The organism is Pseudomonas brenneri (assembly GCF_007858285.1).
GTDB lineage: Bacteria > Pseudomonadota > Gammaproteobacteria > Pseudomonadales > Pseudomonadaceae > Aquipseudomonas > Aquipseudomonas brenneri.
In genome coordinates, this window is record NZ_VFIL01000007.1 from 32,809 (window position 1) to 58,434 (window position 25,626).

Sequence of the window (25,626 nt, forward strand, 5' to 3'; positions counted from 1 at the left end):
ATTGGATTTGAGTGGTCTTCAGATCGGGCATTTAGCCTTTTTTCTTGTAGGCCACGCAATCGATCTCAACCTTGCAATCGACCATCATGTTCGCCTGCACACAGGCCCGTGCCGGGGCATGTTCGGGGGTGAAGTATTCGCCGAACACCTTGTTGAAACTCCAGAAATCCCGTGGATCTTCCAGCCATACACCGACACGCACCACGTCTTCAAGACCATAACCGGCCTCTTCCAGGATCGCGACGACGTTCTTCATGGTCTGGTGGGTCTGCTCGACAATCCCGCCATTGATGATTTCGCCCTCCACCGCCGGCACCTGCCCGGACACATACAACCAGCCATCCGCTTCCACCGCGCGGGCAAACGGGCGGGGTTGGCCGCCACCTGCAGTGCTGCCAGCGCCGTAACGAGTAATGCTCATAAAGTTGCTCCTTGATTAAAAACGAATATTTTTCAGAAATTCCGCCAAGCGCGGTGATTGGGGGCGCTCGAAGATAGCCTTCGGCGGCCCCTGCTCTTCAATCCGGCCCTGGTTCATAAATACGATGTTGTCCGAGACCTCGTAGGCAAAGCGCATTTCATGGGTCACCAGCAGCATGGTCATGCCCTCTTGCGCCAGGTTCTTGATCACACTGAGCACTTCGCCCACCAACTCCGGGTCCAGCGCCGAGGTCACTTCGTCGAACAGCATCAGGCTCGGGTTCATCGCAATCGCCCGGGCAATTGCCACGCGTTGCTGCTGGCCGCCAGACAACTGACCGGGGAAGTGGTTGCGCCGTTCCAGGAGGCCGACGCGCTCCAGCCATTTTTCTGCCAGGGCCACCGCTTCGTCCTTGCCCATGTGCTTGACCTTGAGCAGGCCCAGGGTAACGTTCTGCAACGCGGTCAGATGAGGGAACAGGTTGAATTGCTGGAACGCCATGCCGGTCATCGCGCGATGTTGGGCGATGACCTTTTCCGGATGGCGCACGCGTTTGCCGGCGACATCGCGGTAACCGATGGACTCACCGTCGAGGGTGATCTGCCCACCCTGGAACTCTTCCAGCAGGTTGACGCAACGCAGCAGTGTGGTCTTGCCCGAGCCGCTGGAGCCGATCAACGTCACGACGTTGCCACGTTGCAGCGACAGATCGACGCCCTTGAGCACTTCGACCGCGCCATATTGCTTGCGCAGGCCGCTGATGTTGAGCAATGGTTGATTCATGGCAAGGCCACCCGCTTTTCAATGTAGCGCCCGAATAACTCGATGGCGTAGTTGATGACAAAGAACAGAAACCCGGCGAACAGGTAGAACTCCAGGGTCATGAAGGTCCGCGCGATGACTTGCTGGGTACTCAACAGCAATTCGGCAACGCCGATCACCGACAACAGGGTCGAGGCCTTGACGATCTCAGTGGAGGAATTGACCCAGGTCGGCAAAATCTGCCGCAGCGCCTGGGGCAACAACACATACCCCAGGGACTGGTAGAAGGTCAGCCCGATGGCCTTGCCGGCCTCCAGTTGCCCACGGGGAATGGCTTGCAGCGCACCGCGCACAATCTCGGCGACATGGGAGCCGCAAAACAGCGTCAGGCCCAGGGCGCCGGCCTGGAAAGCACTGATCTGCCAGCCGAGCGCCGGCGCCATGTAGAAACAGGCCAGCACCAACACAAACACCGGGGTACCCCGGATCAGGTCGACGTACAGGCGAAACGGCGCGCGCATCCAGAACTTGCCGTAGGTCAGCACCAGCCCGGCGACGATGCCGATCAGGGTGCCGAAGATAATCGCCAGCACCGAGCAATACACGCTGGTCTGGAACCCAGTCCAGAGGGTTTCCCGGGCGATCCACAACTCATGCAGCCAATACATGGAAAACCCCTCTTATCGACGGATCGCCAAACGCTGCTCCAGGTAACGCAGCAGCATGGCGATGAGGTAACAGGCAGCCACATAGAGCGCAGTCGTCACCAGCCAGGTTTCAATCACCCGGTAGCTTTCGACGTTGATCTTGCGGGCGTAATAGGTCAGCTCCGGCACGGCAATCGCGGCCGCCAGGGAGGTGTCCTTGAACAGCGAGATAAAGTTGTTCGACAGGGCCGGCAGCACATTGCGCAGCATTACTGGCACGGTGATATAGGCGCGGATCTGCCACTCACCCAGGCCAATCGCCAGGCCTGCCTCGCGCAAGCCCTTGGGGATATTCAACAGGCCGGCACGGAACACTTCGGTCAGGTAGGCGCCGGCGTACAACGACAGGGTGATGATGAACGAGGGGATCTTGTCCAGGCGGATGCCCAGGCTGGGCAAGGCGAAATAGATCAACAGGATCAGCACCAGGATCGGCGTGTTGCGCACCACCGTCACATACACCGAGGCCAGGATGCGTAACGCGCGGTGTTTGGACAGCATGGCAAAGGCCATCAACAGGCCAATCACGCAGCCGATGGCAATCGACAGCAAGGCCAGTTGCAGGCCCAGGCCGAGCCCCACCAGCAAGGTGTCGAAATCACGCCATACCGCGGCAAAATTCAACTGATAGTTCATGGTCGGCAATACCTTGACCGGGGCGCCAGCAACGACGCCCCGCGCTCACAATTCATTTGAACTCGACGGGAAAACCAATCGCCGGGGTCGGCAGATCGACACCAAACCACTGTTTGAACGACGCTGCGTAGGTCGGGAACTCCACGCCGGTCATGGCTTCATGCAGGGCCGTGTTGACGAAATTCAGCCAGTCCTGGTCGCCACGCTTGACCGCACACGCATAGGTTTGCGGGCTCCAGGCGTAGGTAGGGCTACGGTAGCGACCGGGGTTCTGCACCATCAGGTACTTGACCGAAGACTGGTCGGTGGCGGCGGTGTCGGCACGCCCGGAGTTCACGGCCTGGTACATCAGGTCGACGCTGTCGTACTGGTCGACCTTGGCCTTGGGCAGTGCCTGGTGTACCAGTTCTTCGGCGTAGACGTTTTGCAGCACGGCCACGGTGACGTCGTCGCCCGCCGCTTGCAGGTCTTCGATTTCCTTGTACTTGCTGTTGGCCGGCAACAGCAGGCCGACGCCTTCGCGGTAGTACGGCAAGGTGAACGCCACTTGCTGCGCGCGGCTGGCGGTAACGGTAATGAACTGGCAGCTCATATCGACTTTGTTGGTCAGCAGGTTGGGAATCCGCGCATCGGATGACTGCACCACAAACTCGACTTTGCTCGGGTCGTTGAACAGGCCCTTGGCGACGATGCGCCCGATATCGATATCAAAACCCTGCAACTTGCCATCCGCCCCCTGGAAGTGCCACGGCGCATTGGTACTGCCTGTACCGACGATCAGGTGCCCACGGGAGAGCACGCTGTCGAGTTTGCCGTCTGCCGCCTGCACCAGGCCTGCAAAAGACGCCTGCGCGGCGAAGAGAAAAACACACGCTTTGAACACGGAAGGTCGGTGATGCATGACAAGCACTCCAGGAGTTGTGTATTCCGCTATACCGGAACTTGGTATGTAACAACGGAATAGACAGCAGAAAGTGTGCCACAGCCAGTAACAGAAAAATATCGATGCCTTGAATCTGTTTTAAATCAGTCAGATACGCAGGGATCGACGACACAACATTGCGCAAGCTTCGGCAGGCAGATTGCTACCGTGCGCCCCAACCGAAGGTGGAAGGTTCTATTTGAGTGCGCATTTGCACACATCAGAGGCGCTACCTGTGAACTCTGACAGTAGACCCGCCCACCCGCCTCGCTTAGCGTTCAGGACACAGCCATGGGCATAAAGGAAGCTTGTCATGGGGTTGATCACCACGGTAATCGACGACGCGGATGCGTATAGAAGTGCGCTGGAGACCCAACGCACGGTATTCATGCTCTTTGTATCGCCCCAGTGCCCGGCATGCGGTGCGGCCAAGCCACTGTTCAGCAAAGTGGCCGGACGTTATCGCCGCCAGGCTGCGCTTTATGTGCTGGATACGACTCAGACCCCACGCCATCCCGAGGTGACCGGCACACCAACGCTGCTGATCTTGAAGAACGGCAGGCTGGTCGAAAAACTCAAGGGGTTCGGCCCCTGGGAGACCCAGGAGCAGACCCTGAAGAGAACCTTCGAGCGGCACACCCGAGGTGTGCCGACCAAACGCGCAAAGCCTCGTTAACCCACCGAAACAGGGGTCAACAGCACCTGCGTCACCCGCCGCTCCTCCACCGCTGCCACGGTCAGGCGCCAACCTTCGTGTTCCAGGCTATCCCCTACCACCGGCAGGCGATCCAACAAGCTCATGACCAGGCCCGCAAGGGTCTGGTAATCCTCGGTGGCCACCGCCTGGAAACCGGTGCGCTGGCGAATCAGGTTCAGGTTCAACGCACCGTTGGCGCGGTAACCGCCCTGCTCTTCAACGATGTCCGGCCCTTCCACTTCACTGGCGTCCGGCAACTCACCGGCGATGGACTCAAGAATGTCGGTCATGCTCAACACTCCCATGAAGTCGCCGAATTCGTTGATCACGAAGGCAATGTGCGTCGACTCCTGGCGCATCTGCTCCAGGGCGTTGAGGATCGAGAAACTGTCCAGCAGGTTGATCGCCCGACGCGCCAAGTGCTCCAGGTTGGGCTCATTGCCGGCCAGGTACTCCTTGAGCAATTCCTTCTTGTGCACGAAGCCCAACGGCTCATCCACCGCGCCGTTACGGATCAGCGGCAAACGCGAGTAGGACGAGTGCATCAGTTTCAGGCGAATAGTCTCCGGATCGTCAGCCAGATCGATGCAGTCGACATTCGCCCGTGGCGTCATCAAGGTGCGGATCGGCCGCTCGGCCAGTTGCAGCACACCGCTGATCATGATCCGTTCGCGACGATCGAACAGCGGGCCTTGAGGGTTATCGCCGCCATCGAGCAGGTCGGTAACGTCTTCACCCACTTCTTCCACCGCCAGGCTGCGACCGCCCAGCAGGCGCATGACCGCATGGGCCGTGCGCTCACGGATCGGTCGCAGGCCTTGCGCGGACTTCTTGCGACGTGCCCGGGCGATCTGGTTGAACACCTCGATCAGGATCGAGAAACCAATGGCCGCGTACAGGTAGCCTTTGGGAATATGGAAGCCCAGGCCTTCGGCGGTCAGGGCGAAACCAATCATCATCAAGAAGCCCAGGCACAGCATGATCACTGTCGGGTGCGCATTGACGAAGCGGGTCAACGGCTTGCTGGCCACGATCATCACGCCGATGGACACGATCACCGCGATCATCATCACCGCCAGCTCATCCACCATGCCGACTGCCGTAATCACCGCATCGAGGGAGAACACCGCATCCAGCACCACGATCTGCGCCACGATCGGCCAGAACATCGCGTAGGCCGCATTGCCGGTACGTTCGGTGATATGCCCTTCGAGCCGCTCATGCAACTCCATGGTGGCCTTGAACAACAGGAACACACCACCGAACAGCATGATCAGGTCACGTCCGGAGAAGCTCTTGTCGAACACTTCGAACAACGGCTGGGTCAAGGTCACCAACCAGGAAATACTCGCCAACAGGCCCAGGCGCATGATCAGCGCCAGGGACAAACCGATCAACCGCGCACGGTCGCGCTGCTCCGGTGGCAGTTTGTCTGCCAGGATCGCGATAAACACCAGGTTGTCGATGCCCAGTACCAGTTCCAGCACAATCAAGGTCAACAGGCCGAGCCAGGCCGTTGGATCCGCTAACCATTCCATATAAAAGTCTCTGTCTCTTTATTTGATATTCAGAATGCCGGGCATGGCAAAACGCGATCAGGTGATCGGGAATAGGTTAGCAGTCGGAATACAGGATGTTTCAGCGGGAACAACGACAGTAGAGGTCTTGGGGAAAGACGACTGGGGGGCTCCGAGAGGGTGTTCATGCAAGTCCTGCAGTGAGAAAAGGACTTTAATCCTACAGCCGAAATACAAATTTCCTACAATTTAAAACTATTACAAGATCTGTAAAAGCAGGCGCACGAAGCCTGTAGGAGCTGGCTTGCCTGCGATGCATACGCCACGGTGTATCAGTCACGCTGCGGTGATGCTATCGCAGGCAAGCCAGCTCCCACACAAGCCAGTGCCCACATTTTGATAGGAGGCGGCTCAGGTTTTGCGGGTTGCGTCGTCCAGCGCCAGGATGGTGTGGGCATTCGTTACCGTGGTTGCCAGGGTATTGATCACCCCCGAGCGCAACGCCCCCAGCGTCGCCGCCGCCTTGGTGTTTTCACTGGCGATTGCCACTACATCTGGAATACGGAACAGCTCCTGTACCGTCAAGCCGATCACCCGCCCTTGAATGGCGTTGACCGCGGGCTGGCCATGGATGTCGATAAAGTCGTAGCCCATCATGTCGCCCACCGTGCCGGACAAGCGTGCCTGGGCGATTTCCTGGGGTGAGAACCAGCCCATGCGCACCATATTGCTGTTTTCGCTCATGTCACCGATGCCGATCAGCGCCATATCGGCGCGGCGCGCGCGGTCCAGGGTCGAGCGCACGGTGTCGTTGCTGATCAAGATGCTGCGCAGTTCCGGATTGGCGACCAGCGCCGGGGCATACAGGCTTTCACTCTCGCCGCCAAAGCGCAGGGCCAGGCGCCGGCAGATATGGTCGGGGTTCATGTATTCACCCGCCTTGAGCGAACCGCCAATGGCGCAGACAAACGTGCAGTTGCGCGTCACCGGCAAAAACACGTTATCGGCCACCGCCCCCACATTGCGCCCCATGCCAACGGCGACAATCATGCCGTCGCCCAGGGTCTTGTTCAGGTAGTTGGCCACCAGGCTGGCCACGGCGGAGCGCTGGGTGTCGGCGTCGCTGTGATCGACCGCGATCAACGCACGGTCCAGCTGGAAGCGCTCCACCAGCGCCTGCTCCAATTCATTGTTCATTGCCGGATGCTGCAACACCCGCACCTCGACAATCCCTTCATCGCGCGCACGCTTGAGCAGCCGGCTGACTTTCGCGCGGGACAGGTCAAAGCGCTTGGCGATGGCTTCCTGAGTGACGTTCTCAAGGTAATAGAGCATCGCCACTTCGGTCATCAGATCGATATCGCTGGCGGTGCGCAGGGTACTGTCACTCATGGGGACGGGCTTCCGTTTCGGCGTCAAAGGCGCATTCTCCCGACTCTTGCCCCACCACGTCCACTACTGATGCCCATCACGCTCTATGGCATTGATGCGCTCGACCTTGGCCCCGGAACGCGCCGCCTCGAACTCCGAGGCCAGAAACGCAGTGACGATGCTCTTGGCCAGTTCCGCCCCGACCACCCGCGCACCAATGGACAGGATCTGCGCATCGTTGCTCTTGCGCGCCCGCTCCGCCGAATAGGTGTCGTGGGCCTGGGCCGCGCGAATCCCCAGGACTTTGTTAGCCGAGATAGCCATGCCGATGCCCGTGCCACACACCAGCACCCCCAGGCGCTGTTGCCCGGCGTTGATGGCCGTGGCCACTGCCAGTGCAATGTCCGGGTAGAGCACGGGCGCCGTGGAATGGGTGCCAAAGTCGGTCACCGGATACCCCAACGCCTCGATATGGCGCTTCAACAGCTCCTTGAGCTCATAACCTGCTTCGTCACATCCGATAGCCACCGGGAAAGGTGAGTTCATGACATTAGGCTCCGCTGCCGTGGTGAAACTTAAGACTGATCATATGATCACTCAATGAAATTTCTATCAGTCATTTCTCGGATATTCCCTCGCAACTGTCAAGCACGTTTTAACTGACCCGCCAGTCAAACCCCTCTAAAACGCCACGAAATAAGAGATGGCGGGCAATTACAAGTTTTCAGTGAAAGAGATTGACTGATCAGAATTTCATTTGGTACACATATGATCACGCAGCAACACGACTGTGTACCTAATAAGAATTCACAGCACGAGGACACGCCGATGGCTACGCCATTACTGCTCCAGGCTGAACACGTCGCCAAGGCCTACGCCGGCATCCCTGCCCTGCGTGACGGCCGCCTCTCGCTGCGGGCCGGCAGCGTGCATGCCCTGTGCGGCGGCAACGGCGCCGGCAAATCCACATTCCTCAGCATCCTGATGGGCATCACCCAGCGTGATGCCGGCAACATCCTGCTCAATGACGCCCCTGTGCATTTCCATCGCCCCAGCGAAGCGCTGGCGGCGGGGGTCGCGATGATCACCCAGGAGCTGGAGCCGATCCCTTACATGACCGTCGCCGAGAACATCTGGCTGGGCCGCGAACCACGGCGCGCCGGCTGCATCGTCGACAGCAAGGAACTGAACCGGCGCACCCGCGAGTTGCTGGAAAGCCTGGAGTTCGAGGTCGAGGCCACCGCCCCCATGCACCGCCTGAGCGTGGCGCAGATCCAGTTGGTGGAGATCGCCAAGGCGTTCAGCCATGACTGCCAGGTGATGATCATGGACGAACCCACTTCCGCCATCGGCGAGCGTGAAGCCGAAACCCTGTTCAAGGCTATCCGCCGCCTCACTGCCCGTGGTGCCGGGATCGTCTATGTGTCCCATCGTCTCAGCGAGCTGGCGCAGATCGCCGACGACTACAGCATCTTCCGCGATGGCGCCTTCGTCGAAAGCGGACGCATGGCCGATATCGACCGCGCCCATCTGGTGCGCGGTATTGTCGGCCAGGAGCTGACGCGCATCGACCACAAGGCCGGGCGTGAAAGCGCCGCCGAGTGCTGCCTGGACGTCCAGGGCCTGAGCCGCAGCGGCGAGTTCCAGGACATCAGCCTGCAATTGCGCCAGGGCGAAATCCTCGGCATCTATGGCCTGATGGGCTCGGGGCGCAGCGAGTTCCTCAACTGCATTTACGGCCTGACCACCCCGGATGCCGGCAGCGTCACCCTGCAAGGCAAGCCGATGCCCATCGGACTGCCCAAGGCGACCATCCGCGCGGGCATGTCCCTGGTTACCGAGGACCGCAAGGAAAGTGGCCTGGTGCTCAGCTCCAGCATCCTCTCGAACATCGCATTATCGGCGTACAAGCAGCTGTCGAGCTGGTCGCTGATCAATGCGCGCAAGGAAAACCAATTGGCCGAAGACATGGTCAAGCGCCTGCAAATCAAGACCACCTCCCTGGACCTGCCGGTGGCGTCCATGAGCGGCGGCAATCAACAGAAGGTGGTGCTTGCCAAATGCCTGTCGACCCAACCGGTGTGCCTGCTGTGCGATGAGCCGACCCGAGGCATCGATGAAGGCGCCAAGCAGGAGATCTATCACTTGCTGGACCAGTTCGTGCGCGCCGGTGGCGCGGCCATCGTGGTGTCGTCGGAAGCCCCGGAACTGCTGCACCTGAGTGACCGTATCGCCGTCTTCAAGGGTGGCCGGCTGGTGACTATCAGCAGCGACACCGCCCTTTCCCAGGAAGCCTTGTTGAGTCTTGCCTCATGAACGCCAAAACCATTGCCGCTCCGTTGACTACCCCCGCGCGCAGCCGCCTGCGTCTTTCCCTCGACCGCTTTGGCCTGCCGCTGGTGTTTATCCTGCTGTGTGTGGTCATGGCGTTTTCCAGCGAATACTTCATGACTTGGCGCAACTGGATGGACATCCTGCGCCAGACCTCGATCAACGGCATCCTCGCTGTAGGCATGACCTATGTGATCCTGACCAAGGGCATTGACCTCTCGGTAGGCTCGATCCTCGCCTTCGCCGGCCTGTGCAGCGCCCTGGTCGCGACCCAGGGCTACGGTTTGCTGGCCGCCGTCAGCGCCGGGATGTTTGCCGGCGCGATGCTGGGGGTGGTCAACGGTTTCATGGTGGCCAACCTGTCGATCCCGCCCTTCGTCGCGACCCTGGGCATGCTCAGCATTGCCCGGGGCATGACCTTCATCCTCAACGACGGCAGCCCGGTCACTGACTTGCCGGACGCCTACCTGGCCCTGGGCATCGGTAAGTTCGGGCCGATTGGCGTGCCGGTGATCATCTTTGCCGTGGTCGCGCTGATTTTCTGGATGGTGCTGCGCTACACCACTTACGGGCGCTATATCTACGCGGTAGGGGGCAACGAAAAGAGCGCACGCACCTCGGGGATTGGGGTGCGCAAGGTGACGTTCTCGGTGTACGTAGTCTCCGGGCTGCTGGCGGGCCTGGCGGGTGTCGTTCTGGCAGCACGCACCACCTCCGCCCTGCCCCAGGCCGGCATGTCTTATGAGCTGGATGCGATTGCCGCCGTGGTGATCGGCGGCACCAGCCTGTCCGGCGGCGTCGGCACCATCGTCGGCACGCTGTTCGGCGCCCTGCTGATCGGGGTGATCAACAACGGCCTGAACCTGCTCGGTGTGTCCTCCTATTACCAGCAAGTCGCCAAGGGCCTGATCATCGTGCTCGCGGTGTTGATTGACGTGTGGCGCAAGAAAAAACGCTAGTCGCTTTTCCTCTGAAACGAACTGAACGACCACAACAATAAACGGAGTTCTCATCATGAAATTCGCTACATCATTTGCCGCCGTTGCGGCCCTCACCCTGCTCGCCAGCAGCATCACCCTGGCCGCCGAAGGCAAGCCCTACAAGATCGGCGCCGCCGTCTACGGCCTCAAGGGCCAGTTCATGCAGAACTGGGTGCGCGAACTCAAAGAGCACCCGGCGGTCAAGGACGGCAGCGTGCAAATCACCGTATTCGATGGCAACTACGATGCGCTGACCCAGAACAACCAGATCGAAACCATGATCACTCAGCGCTTCGATGCGATCCTGTTTGTCCCCATCGATACCAAGGCCGGCATCGGTACCGTGACCCGGGCAATGGCCGAAGACATCCCGGTGATTGCCTCCAATGCCAAGCTGGCAGACCCCAAGATTCCTTACGTGGGCAACGATGACGTCGAGGGTGGCCGGCTCCAGGCCCAGGCCATGGTCGAGCAACTCAAAGGCAAGGGCAATGTGGCGATCATCCAGGGGCCGATTGGCCAGTCGGCCCAGATCGACCGGGAACGGGGCGAGATGGAGGTACTAAACAAGCACCCGCAGATCAAGATTATCGAGATGAAGACCGCCAACTGGTCCCGGGCCGAAGCCCTGGCCTTGACCGAAGACTGGCTCAATGCCCATCCCAATGGCGGCATCTCCGGGATCATCGCGCAAAACGACGACATGGCCCTCGGCGCCCTGCAAGCGGTGAAGTCCCGCGGACTGACGCCCACCGAAGTACCGGTGACGTCCATCGACGGCATGCCGGATGCCATCCAGGCTGCGAAAAGAAACGAAATCACCACCTTCCTGCAAGACGCCCAGGCGCAATCCCAAGGCGCCCTGGACGTAGCCCTGCGCGCCCTGGCCGGCAAGGACTACAAGCCGCGCTCCGTGATTTGGGAGCGCTATGCCAAGGACGTGCAATGGGGCGACGGCACCGCCAAGAGCTACATCCTGCCGTGGGTGCCCGTGACCACTGCGAATGCGGATGCGCTGTACCAGCAGGTCAGTGGCACTAAATAAATATTGAGTTGAAATACAGCCCAGTGTAGGAGCTGGCTTGCCTGCGATGCGAGCACCTCGGTGTATCAGGGTTACCCAGTCGATGCTATCGCAGGCAAGCCAGCTCCCACATTTGATCTCCACTGTTTTTGAGAATGGAGTTAAACCAATGTCTGGATTCTGGAACCAAGCCTTCGACCTCAGTGGCCGCTGCGCCGTGATCACCGGCGGGGCCGCGGGGATTGGCCTGGCGTGTGCCAGCCTGCTGGTGGAGCGCGGTGCGCGCGTGGCCTTGCTCGACCGTGATCCGGCCGTGGCCGAAGTCGCCGCCAGCCTCGGCGCCGGGCATCTGGGTATCGTCGTCGACCTGCGCCAGCTGGACCAGGTGCAGAGCAGCATCGACTCCGTGTTCGCGCACTTCAAGCGCCTGGACTACCTGGTCAACAGCGCCGGCGTGGTGATGTTGGACAAGGCCATCGACGTCAGCGAAAACGCCTGGGACATCACCCTGGACATCAACCTCAAGGCCAGCTTCTTCGTATCCCAGGCCTGTGCCAAATACATGCTGGCCCAAGGCAGCGGGCGCATCGTCAACCTGGCCTCCCAGGCAGCGGTGATCGGCCTGGACCGGCACGTGGCGTATTGCGCGAGCAAGGCGGCGATTGTCGGCATGACCAAGGTCCTGGCCATGGAATGGGCACCGCACATCAATGTAAATGCCATCTCCCCGACCATCGTCGAAACCGCCCTGGGCAAGAAAGCCTGGGCGGGCGAGGTGGGCGAACGGGCCAAATTGCAGATCCCGGCGGGCCGTTTTGCCCAGCCGGATGAAATCGCCGGGCTGGCGTTGTACCTGCTCAGTGACGCGGCCCAGATGATCACCGGCGCCAATATGGTGATCGACGGCGGCTACAGCATTCAGTAACCCATCTATTCGTCGCGAGGTTTGTCATGTCCACCGCCACCGAACGTACCGCCGAACAACTCAACCCGGTAATCCCCAAGACCATGCAGGCCGTGGTGTGCCACGGCCCGGAAGACTATCGCCTGGAAACCGTCGACGTCCCGACACCCGGCCCCGACGAAATCCTGACCAAGGTCGAGCTGTGCGGCATCTGCATGGGCGATATCAAGACCTATCGCGGCGCACCATCGTTCTGGGGCGACGCCGAGCAGCCGCGCTACGTCAAGCCGCCGATGATTCCCGGGCATGAGTTTGTGTGCCGCGTGGTCGCCCTGGGCCCTGGCGCCGAGAAGCGTGGGGTGAAGGTTGGCGACCGGGTGATTTCCGAGCAGATCGTGCCCTGCTGGGGTTGTCGCTTCTGCAACCACGGCCAGTACTGGATGTGCCAGAAACACGACCTCTACGGTTTCCAGAACAACGTCCAGGGCGCCATGGCCCAGTACATGATCTTCACCAAGGAAGGCATCATCCACCAGGTGCCGGATTCCATCGCGCCAGACGAGGCGATCCTGATCGAACCCCTGGCCTGCTCGCTGCACGCGGCGGAACGGGCCAATGTGGATTTCGACGATGTCGTAGTGGTAGCCGGCGCCGGCACCCTGGGCCTGGGCATCATCGGCGCGGTGCGCATGCGTAACCCCAAACGCCTGATCGTGCTCGACATGAAACCCGAACGCGCCGAACTGGCCCTGCGCATGGGCGCCGACGAGGTCTGGAACCCGGCCGAGGTGGATGTACTGGCAAAAATCCGCGAAATCACCGACGGTTATGGCTGCGATATCTATATCGAAGCCACCGGGCACCACAAGGCGGTGAACCAGGGCCTGGCGATGCTGCGCAAGCTGGGGCGCTTCGTCGAATTCAGCGTATTCAACGACGAGGCCACGGTAGATTGGTCGATCATTGGCGACCGCAAGGAACTGGATGTGCTGGGTTCGCACCTGGGCCCCTACATGTACCCACGGGCCATCGACTTTATCGGCAAGCGCAAGATCGACATGCGCGACGTGGTGACCCACAAGTTTGCATTGGCGGATTTCAAGGAAGCATTTGCGGTAATGGAACGTGGGGACAAATCCTTGAAGGTCGTGCTCGAACCCTAAAACACCCCAACCGCTTTTTACTGTAGGAGCGAGCTTGCTCGCGAAAAACCTGAGGGCGACGCACTCATCCAGGCAGCCCGCGTTAGCGTTAACGTTTTTCGCGAGCAAGCTCGCTCCTACAGTCAGTTGCTCACAACAAGAACAGGAACCCGCGTTATGAATCGAGTCATCAACGATCCGGACCAAGTGGTCGAGGACATGCTGCGCGGCATTCTGGTCGCCCATCCCGAACTGCGCCAGAGCGACACCAATCCCCGCGTGATCAGCAAGGCCAAGCCCTCCAGCCAGGGCTGCGTCGGCATCGTCACCGGTGGCGGCTCGGGCCATGAGCCGGCGTTTCTCGGCTATGTCGGCCCAGGCCTGGTGGACGCCGTGGCCGTCGGCGAAATCTTCTCTTCGCCCACCGCCAAGAGCTTTTTCGATGCCTTCCGCGCCGCCGACCATGGGGCTGGCGTGGCTTGCCTGTACGGCAACTATGCCGGCGACAATATGAACGTGAAGCTGGCAATGAAAATGGCCGCCAGCAAGGACATGCAGATCCGCACCGTGGTCGCCAACGATGACGTGGCCTCGGCCCCCAAGGCCGATATCGCCAAGCGTCGCGGGGTGGCCGGGGAGATTTTCATGTGGAAGATCGGCGGTGCCGCCGCCGCGCAGCACTACGACCTGGATGGAGTGATTCGCGTCGCGCAGAAGGCCGTCGATCACTGTCGCTCCATCGGTATCGGCCTGACCCCCTGCACCATTGCGGCAGTGGGCAAGCCGAACTTCCAGATCCCCGACGGCCAGATGGAATTGGGTATCGGCCACCACGGCGAACCCGGGATCGAAGTGATTCCGATCGAATCCGCCGCCGCCATGGCCGCGCGCATGCTGGCACCGATCCTCGCCGACCGTGACTTCAGCCAGGATGACAGCGTGGTGGTGCTGGTCTCGGGCCTGGGCGCGACGCCAGTAATGGAGCTGTACATCTTCTACGCCGAAGTCGAAAGCCAGCTCAAGGCCAAGGGCCTGAAGATCCATCGCTGCTACGTCGGCAACTACTTCACCTCCCTGGAAATGATGGGCGTGACCCTGACCCTGCTAGGCCTGGATGCCGAGCTGAAAACCCTGATCGACCAACCTTGCCGCTCCATCGGCATGACCCAGGCGGAATAAACCATGAGCCAGCATTTTTCTACCCACGATGGCAGTGCAATTGTCGCCGACCTGGTCAGCGTGATCGTCGCCAACCGTGAGTACCTCAGCGAAGTCGACGGTGCGATTGGCGATGGCGACCACGGCATCAATATGGCCAAGGGCTTCGCCCATTGCGGCCGCACCATCGAAGGCCGGCAGTTGACCCTGGCCGAGGCCCTGGATGAACTGACCTTGAGCCTGATGGAAGGCATCGGTGGCTCCATGGGACCGCTATATGGCAGCCTGTTTATCGGCATGGCCGACGAGGTGCGCGGCTGCGAAGACATCAATGGCGCCACCTTCGCCCATTTGCTGCGCGGCGGCCTGACTTCGTTGCAGGACATCACCGAAGCCGGTGTGGGCGACAAGTGCTTGATGGACACCCTGATTCCGGCGGTGGAGGCGTTTGAGCGGGCGCAGGCAGCGGGCGCGTCCTTCGGTGATGCCCTGGACGCGATGAAAACTGCAGCCTCCCAGGGCCGCGACTCGACCAAGGACCTGGTGGCCAAGATCGGCCGGGCCAGCCGCCTGGGCGAACGCTCGCTGGGGGTACTGGATGCCGGGGCGGTGTCCTGCTGCCTGATCCTCACGCAACTGGCAGACTCGATCCAACCCCGCCTGACCCTGTAGGAGCCGACGCCTACAAAGTGGGGTTATGTTTGACGTGCTGGATATACCGCGCCACCGCCGGGGCCTTTTCAAAGCGCCGGTAAATCAGCGACAGCCACGACGAGGCATCGCTGCCCTGGATGTTGCGGTATTGCACACCCGGCAGGCTGACATGCCCCACCACCGACTCCGGCACCACCGCCACGCCCTGCCCCAGCGACACCAGGGCAATCACCGCCACCAGGCCTCCCGGCTGCGGCCCCAGGCGCGGGGCATACCCGCCTTGCGCGGCCACCTGCAAGGTGCCGCTGATTTGCTCGGGCAGGATGAAGGTCTCGTTCTGCAAATGCTCGCAGGTGATCGCCTTCAAACCCAGCAGCCACGACCCCTGGGGCAACGCCAGGACAAAACCTTCGCTGCCCAGGCGTAGCGCCTCCACACCGTCGGGCAAGGTCATCGGTGAGCGAATATAGCCAATGTCGTAGCGCCCCTCGGCCACCAGCCCCGGCAACAGGGCCATTGGGCTTTCCCGTACGCTGAGGCTGACATCGGCAAACTCTGCGCAAAATGCCTGGACCTGCCGTTGCAACACTCCCGAATACACCGCCGACGCGACATAACCCAACTCGATATGGCCGATCTCGCCACGCCCGGCGCGCTGTGCATTGCGCTGGGCAAACTCGAACTGGCGCACGGTGGCCTCGGCTTCGGCCAACAGCGCAGTGCCCGCCTCCGTCAGGCTGACGTCGCGCTGGCGGCGGATAAACAGGCGAGTGCCCAAGGCACGCTCCATATCCTGGATCTGCCGGCTCAAGGTGGGCGGGGCAATGTCCAACTGCTCGGCGGCACGCGTGAAGTTGCGGTGCCGGGCAACGGCCAGGAAGTAGCGGAAATGGCGTATTTCCATTGCAGGATTAGCTCAAAGGTAATGATGTGCTTCGCTTCGGCTAACAGAACCACTGGGCGCCGACGATAAGCTGACAGGATGCCCACAGTAGAGAGTCCTCATCATGTTCGTCAATTGCACCTTGCCTGTTGCCTTTCAGGTAATCATGCCATGAGCCAGGTCAGCCCACGCCTTACCCTGTTGACCGCCTCTGGGGTCTGTTCGCTGATTGTCCTCGACACCAATATCGTCGCCGTGACCCTGCCGACTATCGCCCGCGACCTGGGGGCCAATTTCGCCGATATCGAATGGGTGGTCAGCGCCTATATGCTGGCGTTCGCCGCCCTGCTGTTGCCGGCCGGGAGCATTGCCGACCGCTTCGGCCGCAAGAAAACCCTGCTCTGGGGCCTGGCTATTTTTATCCTCGCCTCCCTGGGCTGTGGCGCCGCCCCCAACGTGCTGCTGCTGGATATTGCCCGCGCCGTCAAAGGTGTCGGTGCGGCATTACTGCTGACCTCAGCCCTGGCGTCCATCGGCCACGCCTTTCACGATGAACTGGAACGGGCCAAGGCCTGGGCCTTCTGGGGCGCCTGCATGGGCGTGGCGATGACCGCCGCCCCGACCCTCGGCGGCCTGATTACCCACTACATGGGCTGGCGCTGGATTTTCTACCTCAACCTGCCGGTGGGCCTGGCGTTGTTGGCGCTGGTCCTGCACGCCATACCGGAATCGCGCGACAGCCAATCGGCGCGCCTCGACCCCTGGGGCAGCCTGACCTTCAGCGCCAGCCTGTTGTGCCTGATCTGGGGGCTGATCGAAGCCAACCGGATCGGCTGGGACAACCCGCTGACCTATGCGCGGTTGCTCGGCGGCGCATTCCTGCTGGGTCTGTTTGTGTGGGTCGAGCGTTTGCAACGCCGGCCGATGGTGGACCTGCAGCTGTTCCAGTACCCACGGTTTATCGGCGCGCTGCTCGGGATGTTTGCCTATGCCGGTTGTGCCCAGGTGATGATGACGTTGCTGCCGTTCTACCTGCAAAACGGCCTGGGATTTTCTGCGATTGCCTCGGGTCTGGGCATGCTGCCGTTTGCCCTGACCATGCTGATCTGCCCGCGGATCGGCGCACGCCTGGCCAGCCGCTTCGCCCCGGCCACCCTGATGGCGAGCGGGCTAGCCCTGGTGGGCAGCGGCAACCTGCTCAGCGCCTGGGCCGTGAGTGTCGGCGGTTATCTACCGTTCGCCCTGGCGATTGCAGTGACCGGCGCCGGTGCCGGCCTGCTCAATGGCGATACCCAGAAAAACATCATGGCGTGTGTGCCGCGGGACCGTGCTGGCATGGCCTCGGGCATGAGCACGACCATGCGCTTCAGCGCGATCATGTTGGCAATCGGGGTATACGGGGCGCTGCTGGCCAGTCATAGCGAGCATCTGCTGCACGCCAGTCTCGGTGCGCAATGGCAGGCGCAAGTACCGGGAATTGCCTCGCGGGTGGTGGCCGGGGACATGCCAGCGGCCATGGCGCTGCTGCCGGAATCGGCGCAGGGGCTGGTGCAACCCTTGGCATGGCAGGCGTTTGTCGGTGGGTTTGGCAGGGTGTTGTGGGTGGCGGGGCTGTTGAGCCTGCTGGGGGCGCTGGTGGTGGGCCTGCTGCTGAGGCATCCGATTCCCACACCCTGTAGGAGCGAGCTTGCTCGCGAAGGTCGTCAAGGATAACGCGGGTCTGCTGGATGACCGCGCTGGTCTTGAGTTTTTCGCGAGCAAGCTCGCGCCTACAGTGGGCCGTGTTACCAGAAGCGCTGCTGGGTCAGGCGGCTCCACCAGGCCAGCAGCACTCGGTCCACCGAGCCGCTGGCTGCCAGGCCCACCCGCTCCTGCAGGCTTTTACGCTCGGCATAGTGCAGATGGAACAGCTCGGCGGTCTTGGCCTTGGTGGCCAGGTATTCGTCACTGGTCTGCAGGGCGTCCACCAGTTGCTTGTCCAGCGCCGCGACACCCAGCCAGACTTCGCCGGTGGCCACTTCATCAATCGCCAGTTGCGGGCGATAGCGCGACACGAAGTTCTTGAACAGTTGATGGGTAATGTCCAGGTCTTCCTGGAACTTCTCCCGCCCCTTCTCGGTGTTTTCGCCAAACACGGTCAGGGTGCGCTTGTATTCGCCAGCGGTCAGCACTTCAAAGTCGATGTCGTGCTTCTTCAGCAGGCGGTTGACGTTGGGGAGCTGGGCTACCACACCAATGGAGCCGAGGATGGCAAACGGAGCACTGATGATCTTCTCGCCGATACACGCCATCATGTAGCCGCCGCTGGCTGCAACCTTGTCGATGCACACCGTCAGCGGCACGCCCGCCTCGCGGATCCGCGCCAATTGCGACGACGCCAGGCCATAGCTGTGGACCATGCCACCGCCGCTTTCCAGACGCAGCACCACTTCGTCCTTGGGCGTGGCCAGGCTCAGCAGCGCGGTGATTTCATGACGCAGGCTCTCGGTGGCCGAGGCCTTGATGTCGCCGTCAAAATCCAGGACAAACACCCGTGGCTTGGCCTCAGGGGTTTTCTTCTGTTTTTTCTCGGACTTGCCCTGGGATTTGCGCAGGGCCTTGAGCTGATCCTTGTCGAGCAGGGTCTGCTCCAGGCGCTCGCGCAGGCCCTTGTAGAAGTCATTGAGCTTGCTGACCTGCAACTGCCCGGCATTCTTGCGCCGGCCCTTGCTGCGCAACGCCGCAAAACTGATCAGTACCACCAGAATGGCGACCACCAACGTAACGGTTTTTGCCAGAAAACTTGCATACTCAGCCAGAAACTCCATGGGACTCCTTACAGATACGGTGCGCCAAGCGCGGATCGCCCCAGCATACCGACGGGACCGCCGGGGAGCCAGAGCTGAAACCCCTTGAGACGGGCCTCTAACGAGCTTTTAAAACAAGCGTATGTTTTTTCATTGACAGCTTCCCGGCATCCTCATAACCTCGCCAGACTTTCAACGTACCGGGTGAACGGACGTGGGCAGCATCTATTTGATTCGACATGGCCAGGCCTCCTTCGGTGCAGACGACTATGACGTGCTGTCGCCCGTTGGTGTGCAGCAGGCGCAGATCCTCGGCAGCCACCTGGCTGACCTTGGCCTGACGTTCGACCGCTGCGTGTCGGGCGACCTGCGCCGCCAGCAGCACACCGCCAACGCCGCCTTCGAGTCCATCGGCGCCCAAGGCTTGCCGGTGCCGCCCCTGGAAATCGACAGCGCCTTCAACGAATTCGATGCCGACGCAATCATCCGCGCCCTGCTCCCGGACTTGCTCGACAGCGAGCCCGAAGCCCTGGAGATCCTGCGCAACGCCCCCCAGAACCGTAGCGAGTTCCAGCGCATTTTCGCCCTGATCATCGAGCGCTGGCTGAGCGGGACTTACGACACGCCCGGCCTGGAAAGCTGGCTGGGGTTTGTCGAGCGCGTCCGCGGTGGCTTGCAACGCCTGCTTGAGACTGCCAACAACACCCACAAGATCGCCGTATTTACTTCGGGCGGGACCATCACCGCCCTGCTCCACCTGATTACCCGCATACCTGCCGCCCAGGCTTTCGAGCTGAACTGGCAGATTGTCAACACTTCGCTCAACCACTTGAAGTTCCGTGGTCGCGAAGTGGCACTGGCTTCCTTCAACAGCCATACCCACTTGCAGCTGTTGAAGGCGCCGCAGCTCATCACCTTCCGATGAATTGCGGCCAACCGTGACCCCAAGGTCACTGGCACCACCCATAAAAGGATCGAACCATGACTGACGTAGCTAAAGCCGTAGAAGCAATGAAAGCCAAATTCAACCCAAGCGCCGCCGACGGCCTGGACCTGGTGTTCGGTTTCCGTATCGACGACACCAAGAACTTCTCGCTGATCGTCAAGAACAATACTTGCGAACTGCAAGAAGGCGAGAACCCAGACGCCCAAGTGACCTTGGTCATGGACGGTGAAACCATGCAAGGCATCGTCGACGGCTCCACCGACGGCATGCAGGCCTTCATGGGCGGCAAGCTGCGCACCGAAGGCGACATGATGCTGGCGATGAAGCTGAGCGAGCTGTTCCCGGCCTGATCCAGGGCAACCCTGGATTGACCAATCCCGCCTGCCCAGGCGGGATTTTTGTTTGCGCCTGTCGCGCTCATTCATTTGCAGAATGAAGTCCAGAGGAATCTTCGTTTGCGCCCACGGGCAACGCCCAACAAAATCTGGCTTACGGCCCATACCACCGTTATCGCAGCCAGGAATTTTTCTATGTCTACCCCGCGCCATATCAGCCCCGACGACATCCGCAAAGACTTCTCCAGGGCCATGTCCGACATGTACCGCGAGGAAGTGCCGCTGTATGGCGCGTTGCTGGAGTTGGTGGCCGAAACCAATGCCCGGGTGCTGGCGAACGATACCGACCTGGCGCAGCAACTGCAGCGCACCGGTGAAATCCAGCGCCTGGACAGGGAGCGCCACGGCGCCATCCGCCTGGGCACCGCCCTTGAACTGGCAACCATCAGCCGCTTGTTTGCGGTGATGGGCATGCAGCCGGTGGGCTACTACGACCTCACCCCAGCTGGCGTGCCGGTGCATTCCACAGCCTTTCGCGCAGTGCATGAAAGCGCCTTGCAAACCAGCCCGTTCCGGGTCTTCACTTCGTTGCTGCGCCTGGAGCTGATCGAAAACCTTGAACTGCGGGCCTTTGCCGAAGCCGCCCTGGCCAAGCGCTCGATCTTCACCCCGCAGGCCCTGGCCCTGATCGAACAGGCCGAAGCCGACGGCGGCCTCAATGCCAGTGATGCCCAGGCCTTTATCCAGCAGGCCCTGGAAACCTTTCGCTGGCACCACACCGCCACGGTCAGCGCCGCCCAATACCAACAACTCAGCGACCAGCACCGGTTGATTGCCGACGTGGTGGCCTTCAAGGGTCCGCACATCAATCACCTGACCCCGCGCACCCTGGACATCGACCGCGTACAAGCCGACATGCCCGGCAAAGGCATCACCCCCAAGGCCGTGATCGAAGGCCCACCCCGCCGCCAATGCCCGATCCTGCTGCGCCAGACCAGCTTCAAGGCCCTCGACGAAGCCATTGCCTTTACCGATGCCAAAGGCAGTCACAGCGCAAGGTTTGGCGAGATCGAACAGCGTGGCGTGGCCCTGACGCCCAAAGGCCGGGCGCTCTACGACCAGTTACTCAACGCCGCCAGGGACGAACTGGGCGCCTTTCCCAATGAAACCAACGCCCAACGCTACAGCGAACTGATGGAACAGCACTTCCAGGCTTTTGCGGATAATTACCGGGACATGCGCGAACAAGGGTTGGCGTTCTTTCGCTACTTTGTGACCGACAAGGGCCGCGTAGCCGATAAGAGTCCGCGACCCAATCTGGACGCACTGCTTGAGGCCGGTCACGTGGCGATTGAACCCTTGGTATACGAGGATTTTCTGCCGGTCAGCGCGGCGGGGATTTTCCAGTCGAACCTGGGCGATACGGCGCAGAGTCACTACGCGGCCAACGCCAACCAGGCTGAATTTGAACAGGCCCTGGGCCGCCGGACCATTGATGAGTTGCAGCTGTATGCAGACACCCAGCAGCGCTCGATCGACGCCTGCCTGCAGGCGCTGCGCACCTAGAAAATAGAGTTCGCCCGACACCACAACGCATTCCATGCGCAGTCAACGTGCCCCAGGGTCGGGCGAACGGTTGGGATAATAGGCAGTGGCGGGACGGCTGTCCTTTGGTCAATTCTGAACAAATATGGACGCCTGCCAGCGCTGGCTAATGCCCCTTGGTCTGCTCCAGTTGTTCGACGATTTTATCTTTGATCAACAGGCGTTTCTTCTTCAGGTTCTCCACATCATCGTCATTGGCACTTGCGGATTCAGCTTCCAATACCTCCTTGTCGGCGACGTCATATTGGGTAAGCAATACATCCAACCGATGGTGGCTTGCCCGACGCTGCTGGACATCCTCCTTGCTCAACCCCAAATCCTGATAAAGATCATGTTTCACTGGCATGAAGTACCTCCGCAAGTTAATCAATGACTGGTACACCTTGAAACTAGCCCATCCATGGGTCTCTTGTCATGCCCAAGGTCAATACCCCGGGCCGACATAGAAGACAACTAGCGCTGCGCAGGAATCCGGAGCTCACCACCACGGCATTGCGTCTTGATGCTCTGCGGGCAACCGGCCAAGCGCAGTTCCTTATTCAAGCAGACCCGCACCTCCGACAACACCTTGCCCTTGCAGATCACGGCCATGCCGTGGCGCCCCATGCTGGGGTTACTCTCGCGAAACAAGGCTTCAATGTCCCTGGCGGCGAGTGGGCCGGGCACATTGAAGGGCTGGAACGCCTGCGGAATCTGCACCACGCCCAATGCAGCATCGGTCTTGTCCAAATAGTCGGACGCCTCCAGACCACTGCATGTGCCGTGCTTGGCCCATTCATGCTTGAGCAGTTTTTCGGTGACGAACAATGACATGCCCTTGGCCATTTCTTCGGCCGACAACCGTGACTGCGGCAGGCAAGAGGCTGGCCACCCGCCCCGTGCATATTGTGGCCACAGGCCATGCAGCACAAAGCCGTAACCCTTGCCGATGCACTGCTGGTCCTGCGGATGGGTCAGGCAAAAAGTCGGCGACCAGGACAATGCCAACACATAAAAATCAAAGTCGCCGGCTTGCCCCTGGTTACGCGAGGCGGCGCCTGCCTGCGTAGCCAACACCAGGCACAGGGCGATCCAGGCGGCTTTCCATTTCATCGAGCTAATCCTTCTTTAAAGTGAACGGCCAGTGTTCTGAACCTGCGCCCCAACGGGTAGTCAGGCAACGCGCCGCCGCGCAGCAGAAAGCGCAACAGCTCCAGGCATCAAGGCTTGCGCTGCAACACCCGATCCATGATCCGGTCGGTCTTCAGGGCCTCGATCGCCAGGGCCGGGTGCACGCTCTCGCCGCGGATATGCGCGTTCATGCCCAACACGTGGTGCCACTGGATATGAGGGTGATGGGCAATGTGCAGGGTCTCGCTGACCTCGGCTTCCAGTTGCAACGGCTGCTCGTCGAACACTGAAAAAGTGATACGCCCCTGGCTGCCAATCAACTGGACCCGATCCTCGCGACGGTCGGCGACAAAGTTCCAGCAGCCCATCCCCAGCGCGCCCGAACTGAAGCTCCAGCAGGCGGTAACGGCATCTTCCGCCGCATAGCGCCCGGCCTGATGTGCGGTGTAACCCGTGACCTCGACGATATCTCCCGCCAGGTACTGGAACAGGTCGAAGCCATGGCTGGCCAGGTCGGCAAAATAGCCACCCCCGGCAATCGTCGGGTCGGTACGCCAGTTGCTGGTTTGGGTATCGGTCGGCGACGGCGGCTTGCACAACGTCCAACTGAGGTGCCGCAACTCGCCGATGCGCCCCTCTTGCAGCCAGGCGCGCACCTGCTGGAAGCGCGGCAGGGAGCGGCGGTAATAGGACACAAACAGATGCAGCCCGGCGCGTTCGAAGGTGCGCTGCATCAATGCGCTCTGTTCAGCATTCAGCGACATCGGTTTCTCGACGCAGCAATGCTTGCCCGCCGCAGCCGCCAGCAGGCTGTATTCCAGATGGCTGTCAGGTGGCGTAGCGATGTACACCGCATCCACTTCGGGGTCATTGACCAGTGCCTGGGCATCCGTGTAGGTCCGGGCAATCCCGTGGCGTGCCGCATAATCGCGCACCACTTCCTCGCGCCGCCCCATCACGGCCACCAGGGCCGAGCCTGGCGCTTTGTAGAAGGCGGGTCCACTCTTGATTTCAGTAACACTGCCACAACCGATCATGCCCCAGCGGATGGTGCTCATCTGACTTTCCTTCATCAGTATTCTTTCAGTCGGGCAGTATCGGTGTTTTCCTGTGCGGCCTCCAGCCTCCCCCCATAAAGACCCAGCATGACAATTGCATTACACTTTTATGACAAGCATCTAGCTGCGGGGCACAGACGATGAAAATACGCGCAACGGTGATTTGCGAGCACGAGGGGCACATTCTGTTCGTGCGCAAGGCCAGGTCGAAATGGGCATTACCCGGTGGCAAGGTCGAGCGCGATGAGCGCCCGGTCGGCGCGGCCGAGCGTGAACTGCAAGAGGAAACCGGGCTGAACGTGGATGGTTTGCTGTATCTGCAAGAATTAAAGGCCAGTGACACACTGCATCACGTGTTTGAAGCCTCGGTGGTGAACATCGACCAGGCCAGGCCCTGCAATGAAATCATCGATTGCCAGTGGCATGCCTACAGTGCCTTGGAGCAACTGGACGCAACCGATACCACCAAACAGATTGTCCGCTCGTTTCTGCGCAGGCTCTGATACCTAGCCGAATGCCGCAAACCCACGGCGCCCGGCCGCAAGCTCGGTGCGCAGTTCGCCGATCAGGTTGGAGATGGCACGGATGCTGTCCAGGCCCTGGGGCGACACGCCGGTCAACAGCAGGTCCACACGACCGGACTCGGGCTCGAAGACACGGATCGTCAAAAAACCCTGGGGGTTGACGCTACAGTCGCACGACAGCGGGACGAAACCGGACGCCATGATGCGGCTCAACTCAACGATCGGAATCATCCTGGACACCCTTGCTCGCACATGACGCGATAGACGTGATTCATACAGGGTAGGTCAGGTTGTGCAGCGCGTGTGAGTAATCCTACGAAAGTGTTAGCTACCCCACACTTTTCCCCGACGGCGCTGGTGCATTGGCGCCAGAAAAACCACGAGCATTCAGGTATGAAGGTCAAATCCCGGGCAAAAAAAATCCCAAGTAGCTGATGGACACTTGGGATTTAAAAATGCATAAACCGTGGGAGGTGAACGCCCGGGCATAATAACCAGCGAGACAACTTGTAACAAGTTGATTAATAGCCTTTCGTCGGATTAAAACAGCTCTAAGTCATTCAATAACCACACATTTTTTATGGAGCATGACTTCCTCAGTGCTACTTTTTGGTGCAACTTGCAAACTTGCCAGGTTAAAACCTTAATAACTATCAGGTTAATGAACATCCATGAACGCAGTTGACGTTTGTGTAGGCGCCGGCTTGCCGGCGAAGCACCTGAGAGCAACGCGGGGGACCAGACACCCCGCGTTATCGTTGACGTTTTTCGCGGGCATGCCCGCTCCTACAAGTGTCTATTTGCGCGCCAACTTGTAACGCACGCACTCTTCATAAAAGCTTGCGCGAACGGCCGTAGGCTTGAGTCGCGAAGGGCTGTCATAGGTCTGCTCGGTGATGCCCATGGCCATCATGCGCATCCAGGACTTGTCGAACTTGTACCGCTGGATCTTCTGCCGCGCCGCATACAATGAAACGCCGGCCAACTTCAGTTCCTGGGCCCTGGCCGCCGTCCCCGCCCCCCAACTGCACATGTACCGATCCCCTTCGCGCAGCGCCTTGCCCTGGGCCACCGTCGTCCCGCTCGCCAGGGCCAAGGCAATCAGCGTGATTTTTACGTTGCGCATTGGCATCCCACCTAACCACCTGAAAAT

Annotated in this window: 28 protein-coding genes; 13 read left to right on the top strand and 15 right to left on the bottom strand. The window is 60.6% G+C overall.

Annotation, left to right across the window (positions count from 1 at the left end; all coding sequences use genetic code 11):
- Positions 1-31: 31 nt before the first annotated feature.
- The 5 genes from FJD34_RS16445 to FJD34_RS16465 are packed head-to-tail and all read right to left on the bottom strand — an operon-like array spanning position 32 to position 3,427.
- Positions 32-421 carry a RidA family protein gene (locus FJD34_RS16445; RefSeq protein WP_032857221.1) on the bottom strand — a complete coding sequence of 130 codons (390 nt, stop codon included), beginning with the start codon at positions 419-421 and terminating at the stop codon, positions 32-34.
- Between the two features lie 15 nt (positions 422-436).
- Positions 437-1,204: an amino acid ABC transporter ATP-binding protein gene (locus FJD34_RS16450; protein ID WP_032857222.1), complete on the bottom strand. Its 768-nt coding sequence runs from the start codon at positions 1,202-1,204 to the stop codon at positions 437-439.
- Positions 1,201-1,851 carry an amino acid ABC transporter permease gene (locus FJD34_RS16455; RefSeq protein WP_032857223.1) on the bottom strand — a complete coding sequence of 217 codons (651 nt, stop codon included), beginning with the start codon at positions 1,849-1,851 and terminating at the stop codon, positions 1,201-1,203. The genes FJD34_RS16450 and FJD34_RS16455 overlap by 4 nt, the downstream gene beginning before the upstream one ends.
- A 12-nt stretch (positions 1,852-1,863) precedes the next feature.
- Complete coding sequence (locus FJD34_RS16460) at positions 1,864-2,526, bottom strand: amino acid ABC transporter permease (RefSeq protein ID WP_032857225.1); 663 nt, start codon at positions 2,524-2,526, stop codon at positions 1,864-1,866.
- Positions 2,527-2,578: 52 nt separating this feature from the next.
- Positions 2,579-3,427 carry a transporter substrate-binding domain-containing protein gene (locus tag FJD34_RS16465; RefSeq protein WP_065944348.1) on the bottom strand — a complete coding sequence of 283 codons (849 nt, stop codon included), beginning with the start codon at positions 3,425-3,427 and terminating at the stop codon, positions 2,579-2,581.
- Between the two features lie 334 nt (positions 3,428-3,761).
- On the opposite strand from FJD34_RS16465, the gene FJD34_RS16470 reads away from it, so the two are divergent.
- A complete protein-coding gene (locus FJD34_RS16470; RefSeq protein ID WP_032857228.1) occupies positions 3,762-4,124 on the top strand; it encodes a thioredoxin family protein in 363 nt (120 codons plus the stop codon).
- Here the strand turns inward: FJD34_RS16470 and FJD34_RS16475 are convergent.
- From FJD34_RS16475 to rpiB, 3 genes are all read right to left on the bottom strand, one after another.
- On the bottom strand, positions 4,121-5,683 hold the full coding sequence (locus tag FJD34_RS16475) for a TerC family protein (RefSeq protein WP_065944350.1): 1,563 nt from the start codon (positions 5,681-5,683) through the stop codon (positions 4,121-4,123). The genes FJD34_RS16470 and FJD34_RS16475 overlap by 4 nt on opposite strands.
- Before the next feature lie 390 nt (positions 5,684-6,073).
- Complete coding sequence (locus tag FJD34_RS16480; protein WP_032857231.1) at positions 6,074-7,054, bottom strand: sugar-binding transcriptional regulator; 981 nt, start codon at positions 7,052-7,054, stop codon at positions 6,074-6,076.
- 63 nt (positions 7,055-7,117) lie between these two features.
- Complete coding sequence (rpiB, locus tag FJD34_RS16485; protein WP_032857232.1) at positions 7,118-7,579, bottom strand: ribose 5-phosphate isomerase B; 462 nt, start codon at positions 7,577-7,579, stop codon at positions 7,118-7,120.
- A 282-nt stretch (positions 7,580-7,861) separates the two neighbouring features.
- Between rpiB and FJD34_RS16490 the strand changes: the two genes are divergently transcribed.
- The 7 genes from FJD34_RS16490 (at position 7,862) to dhaL (ending at position 15,244) form a co-directional block, all read left to right on the top strand.
- A complete protein-coding gene (locus FJD34_RS16490) occupies positions 7,862-9,349 on the top strand; it encodes a sugar ABC transporter ATP-binding protein (protein WP_090291291.1) in 1,488 nt (495 codons plus the stop codon).
- On the top strand, positions 9,346-10,323 hold the full coding sequence (locus tag FJD34_RS16495) for an ABC transporter permease (protein ID WP_032857234.1): 978 nt from the start codon (positions 9,346-9,348) through the stop codon (positions 10,321-10,323). The genes FJD34_RS16490 and FJD34_RS16495 overlap by 4 nt, the downstream gene beginning before the upstream one ends.
- Before the next feature lie 55 nt (positions 10,324-10,378).
- The gene (locus tag FJD34_RS16500; RefSeq protein ID WP_032857235.1) at positions 10,379-11,389 is read left to right on the top strand and encodes a substrate-binding domain-containing protein; all 1,011 of its coding nucleotides are present in this window, start codon (positions 10,379-10,381) and stop codon (positions 11,387-11,389) included.
- 148 nt (positions 11,390-11,537) lie between these two features.
- A complete protein-coding gene (locus tag FJD34_RS16505; RefSeq protein ID WP_090291292.1) occupies positions 11,538-12,293 on the top strand; it encodes an SDR family oxidoreductase in 756 nt (251 codons plus the stop codon).
- Between the two features lie 26 nt (positions 12,294-12,319).
- Positions 12,320-13,435: an MDR/zinc-dependent alcohol dehydrogenase-like family protein gene (locus tag FJD34_RS16510; protein ID WP_032857238.1), complete on the top strand. Its 1,116-nt coding sequence runs from the start codon at positions 12,320-12,322 to the stop codon at positions 13,433-13,435.
- Between the two features lie 156 nt (positions 13,436-13,591).
- Positions 13,592-14,593: a dihydroxyacetone kinase subunit DhaK gene (locus FJD34_RS16515; RefSeq protein WP_032857240.1), complete on the top strand. Its 1,002-nt coding sequence runs from the start codon at positions 13,592-13,594 to the stop codon at positions 14,591-14,593.
- A 3-nt stretch (positions 14,594-14,596) separates the two neighbouring features.
- A complete protein-coding gene (gene dhaL, locus FJD34_RS16520; RefSeq protein ID WP_090291293.1) occupies positions 14,597-15,244 on the top strand; it encodes a dihydroxyacetone kinase subunit DhaL in 648 nt (215 codons plus the stop codon).
- 10 nt (positions 15,245-15,254) lie between these two features.
- On the opposite strand, the gene FJD34_RS16525 is transcribed toward dhaL, so the two are convergent.
- On the bottom strand, positions 15,255-16,130 hold the full coding sequence (locus tag FJD34_RS16525) for a LysR family transcriptional regulator (RefSeq protein ID WP_065944354.1): 876 nt from the start codon (positions 16,128-16,130) through the stop codon (positions 15,255-15,257).
- A 150-nt stretch (positions 16,131-16,280) separates the two neighbouring features.
- Between FJD34_RS16525 and FJD34_RS16530 the strand changes: the two genes are divergently transcribed.
- Positions 16,281-17,822, top strand: a complete 1,542-nt coding sequence (locus FJD34_RS16530; RefSeq protein WP_090291294.1) for an MFS transporter — start codon at positions 16,281-16,283, stop codon at positions 17,820-17,822.
- 71 nt (positions 17,823-17,893) lie between these two features.
- Here the strand turns inward: FJD34_RS16530 and sohB are convergent, their stop codons facing one another.
- Positions 17,894-18,916 carry a protease SohB gene (sohB, locus tag FJD34_RS16535; RefSeq protein WP_032857249.1) on the bottom strand — a complete coding sequence of 341 codons (1,023 nt, stop codon included), beginning with the start codon at positions 18,914-18,916 and terminating at the stop codon, positions 17,894-17,896.
- A gap of 193 nt (positions 18,917-19,109) precedes the next feature.
- Between sohB and FJD34_RS16540 the strand changes: the two genes are divergently transcribed.
- The 3 genes from FJD34_RS16540 (at position 19,110) to hglS (ending at position 21,742) form a co-directional block, all read left to right on the top strand.
- Positions 19,110-19,820, top strand: coding sequence for a histidine phosphatase family protein (locus FJD34_RS16540; RefSeq protein ID WP_090291295.1), 711 nt, complete (start codon positions 19,110-19,112; stop codon positions 19,818-19,820).
- A 56-nt stretch (positions 19,821-19,876) separates the two neighbouring features.
- A complete protein-coding gene (locus FJD34_RS16545) occupies positions 19,877-20,191 on the top strand; it encodes an SCP2 sterol-binding domain-containing protein (RefSeq protein ID WP_032857254.1) in 315 nt (104 codons plus the stop codon).
- 180 nt (positions 20,192-20,371) lie between these two features.
- Entirely contained in the window at positions 20,372-21,742 is a 1,371-nt protein-coding gene (gene hglS, locus FJD34_RS16550) for a 2-oxoadipate dioxygenase/decarboxylase HglS (RefSeq protein ID WP_065944357.1), read from the top strand.
- 145 nt (positions 21,743-21,887) lie between these two features.
- Here hglS and FJD34_RS16555 read toward each other — a convergent pair whose 3' ends face one another.
- From FJD34_RS16555 to FJD34_RS16565, 3 genes are all read right to left on the bottom strand, one after another.
- A complete protein-coding gene (locus tag FJD34_RS16555) occupies positions 21,888-22,127 on the bottom strand; it encodes a DUF465 domain-containing protein (RefSeq protein WP_032857259.1) in 240 nt (79 codons plus the stop codon).
- A gap of 107 nt (positions 22,128-22,234) precedes the next feature.
- Entirely contained in the window at positions 22,235-22,873 is a 639-nt protein-coding gene (locus tag FJD34_RS16560) for a ribonuclease T2 family protein (RefSeq protein WP_090291296.1), read from the bottom strand.
- A 107-nt stretch (positions 22,874-22,980) separates the two neighbouring features.
- Positions 22,981-23,949, bottom strand: a complete 969-nt coding sequence (locus FJD34_RS16565) for a Gfo/Idh/MocA family protein (RefSeq protein WP_032857263.1) — start codon at positions 23,947-23,949, stop codon at positions 22,981-22,983.
- A gap of 140 nt (positions 23,950-24,089) precedes the next feature.
- On the opposite strand from FJD34_RS16565, the gene FJD34_RS16570 reads away from it, so the two are divergent.
- A complete protein-coding gene (locus FJD34_RS16570) occupies positions 24,090-24,452 on the top strand; it encodes an NUDIX hydrolase (RefSeq protein WP_032857264.1) in 363 nt (120 codons plus the stop codon).
- A gap of 3 nt (positions 24,453-24,455) precedes the next feature.
- On the opposite strand, the gene FJD34_RS16575 is transcribed toward FJD34_RS16570, so the two are convergent.
- Both FJD34_RS16575 and FJD34_RS16580 read right to left on the bottom strand, forming a co-directional pair.
- Positions 24,456-24,704: a DUF1652 domain-containing protein gene (locus FJD34_RS16575; RefSeq protein WP_032857266.1), complete on the bottom strand. Its 249-nt coding sequence runs from the start codon at positions 24,702-24,704 to the stop codon at positions 24,456-24,458.
- A 565-nt stretch (positions 24,705-25,269) separates the two neighbouring features.
- Positions 25,270-25,599 (bottom strand): hypothetical protein, encoded by a 330-nt coding sequence (locus FJD34_RS16580; protein ID WP_032857268.1) that lies wholly within the window; start codon positions 25,597-25,599, stop codon positions 25,270-25,272.
- Between the last annotated feature and the right edge of the window lie 27 nt (positions 25,600-25,626).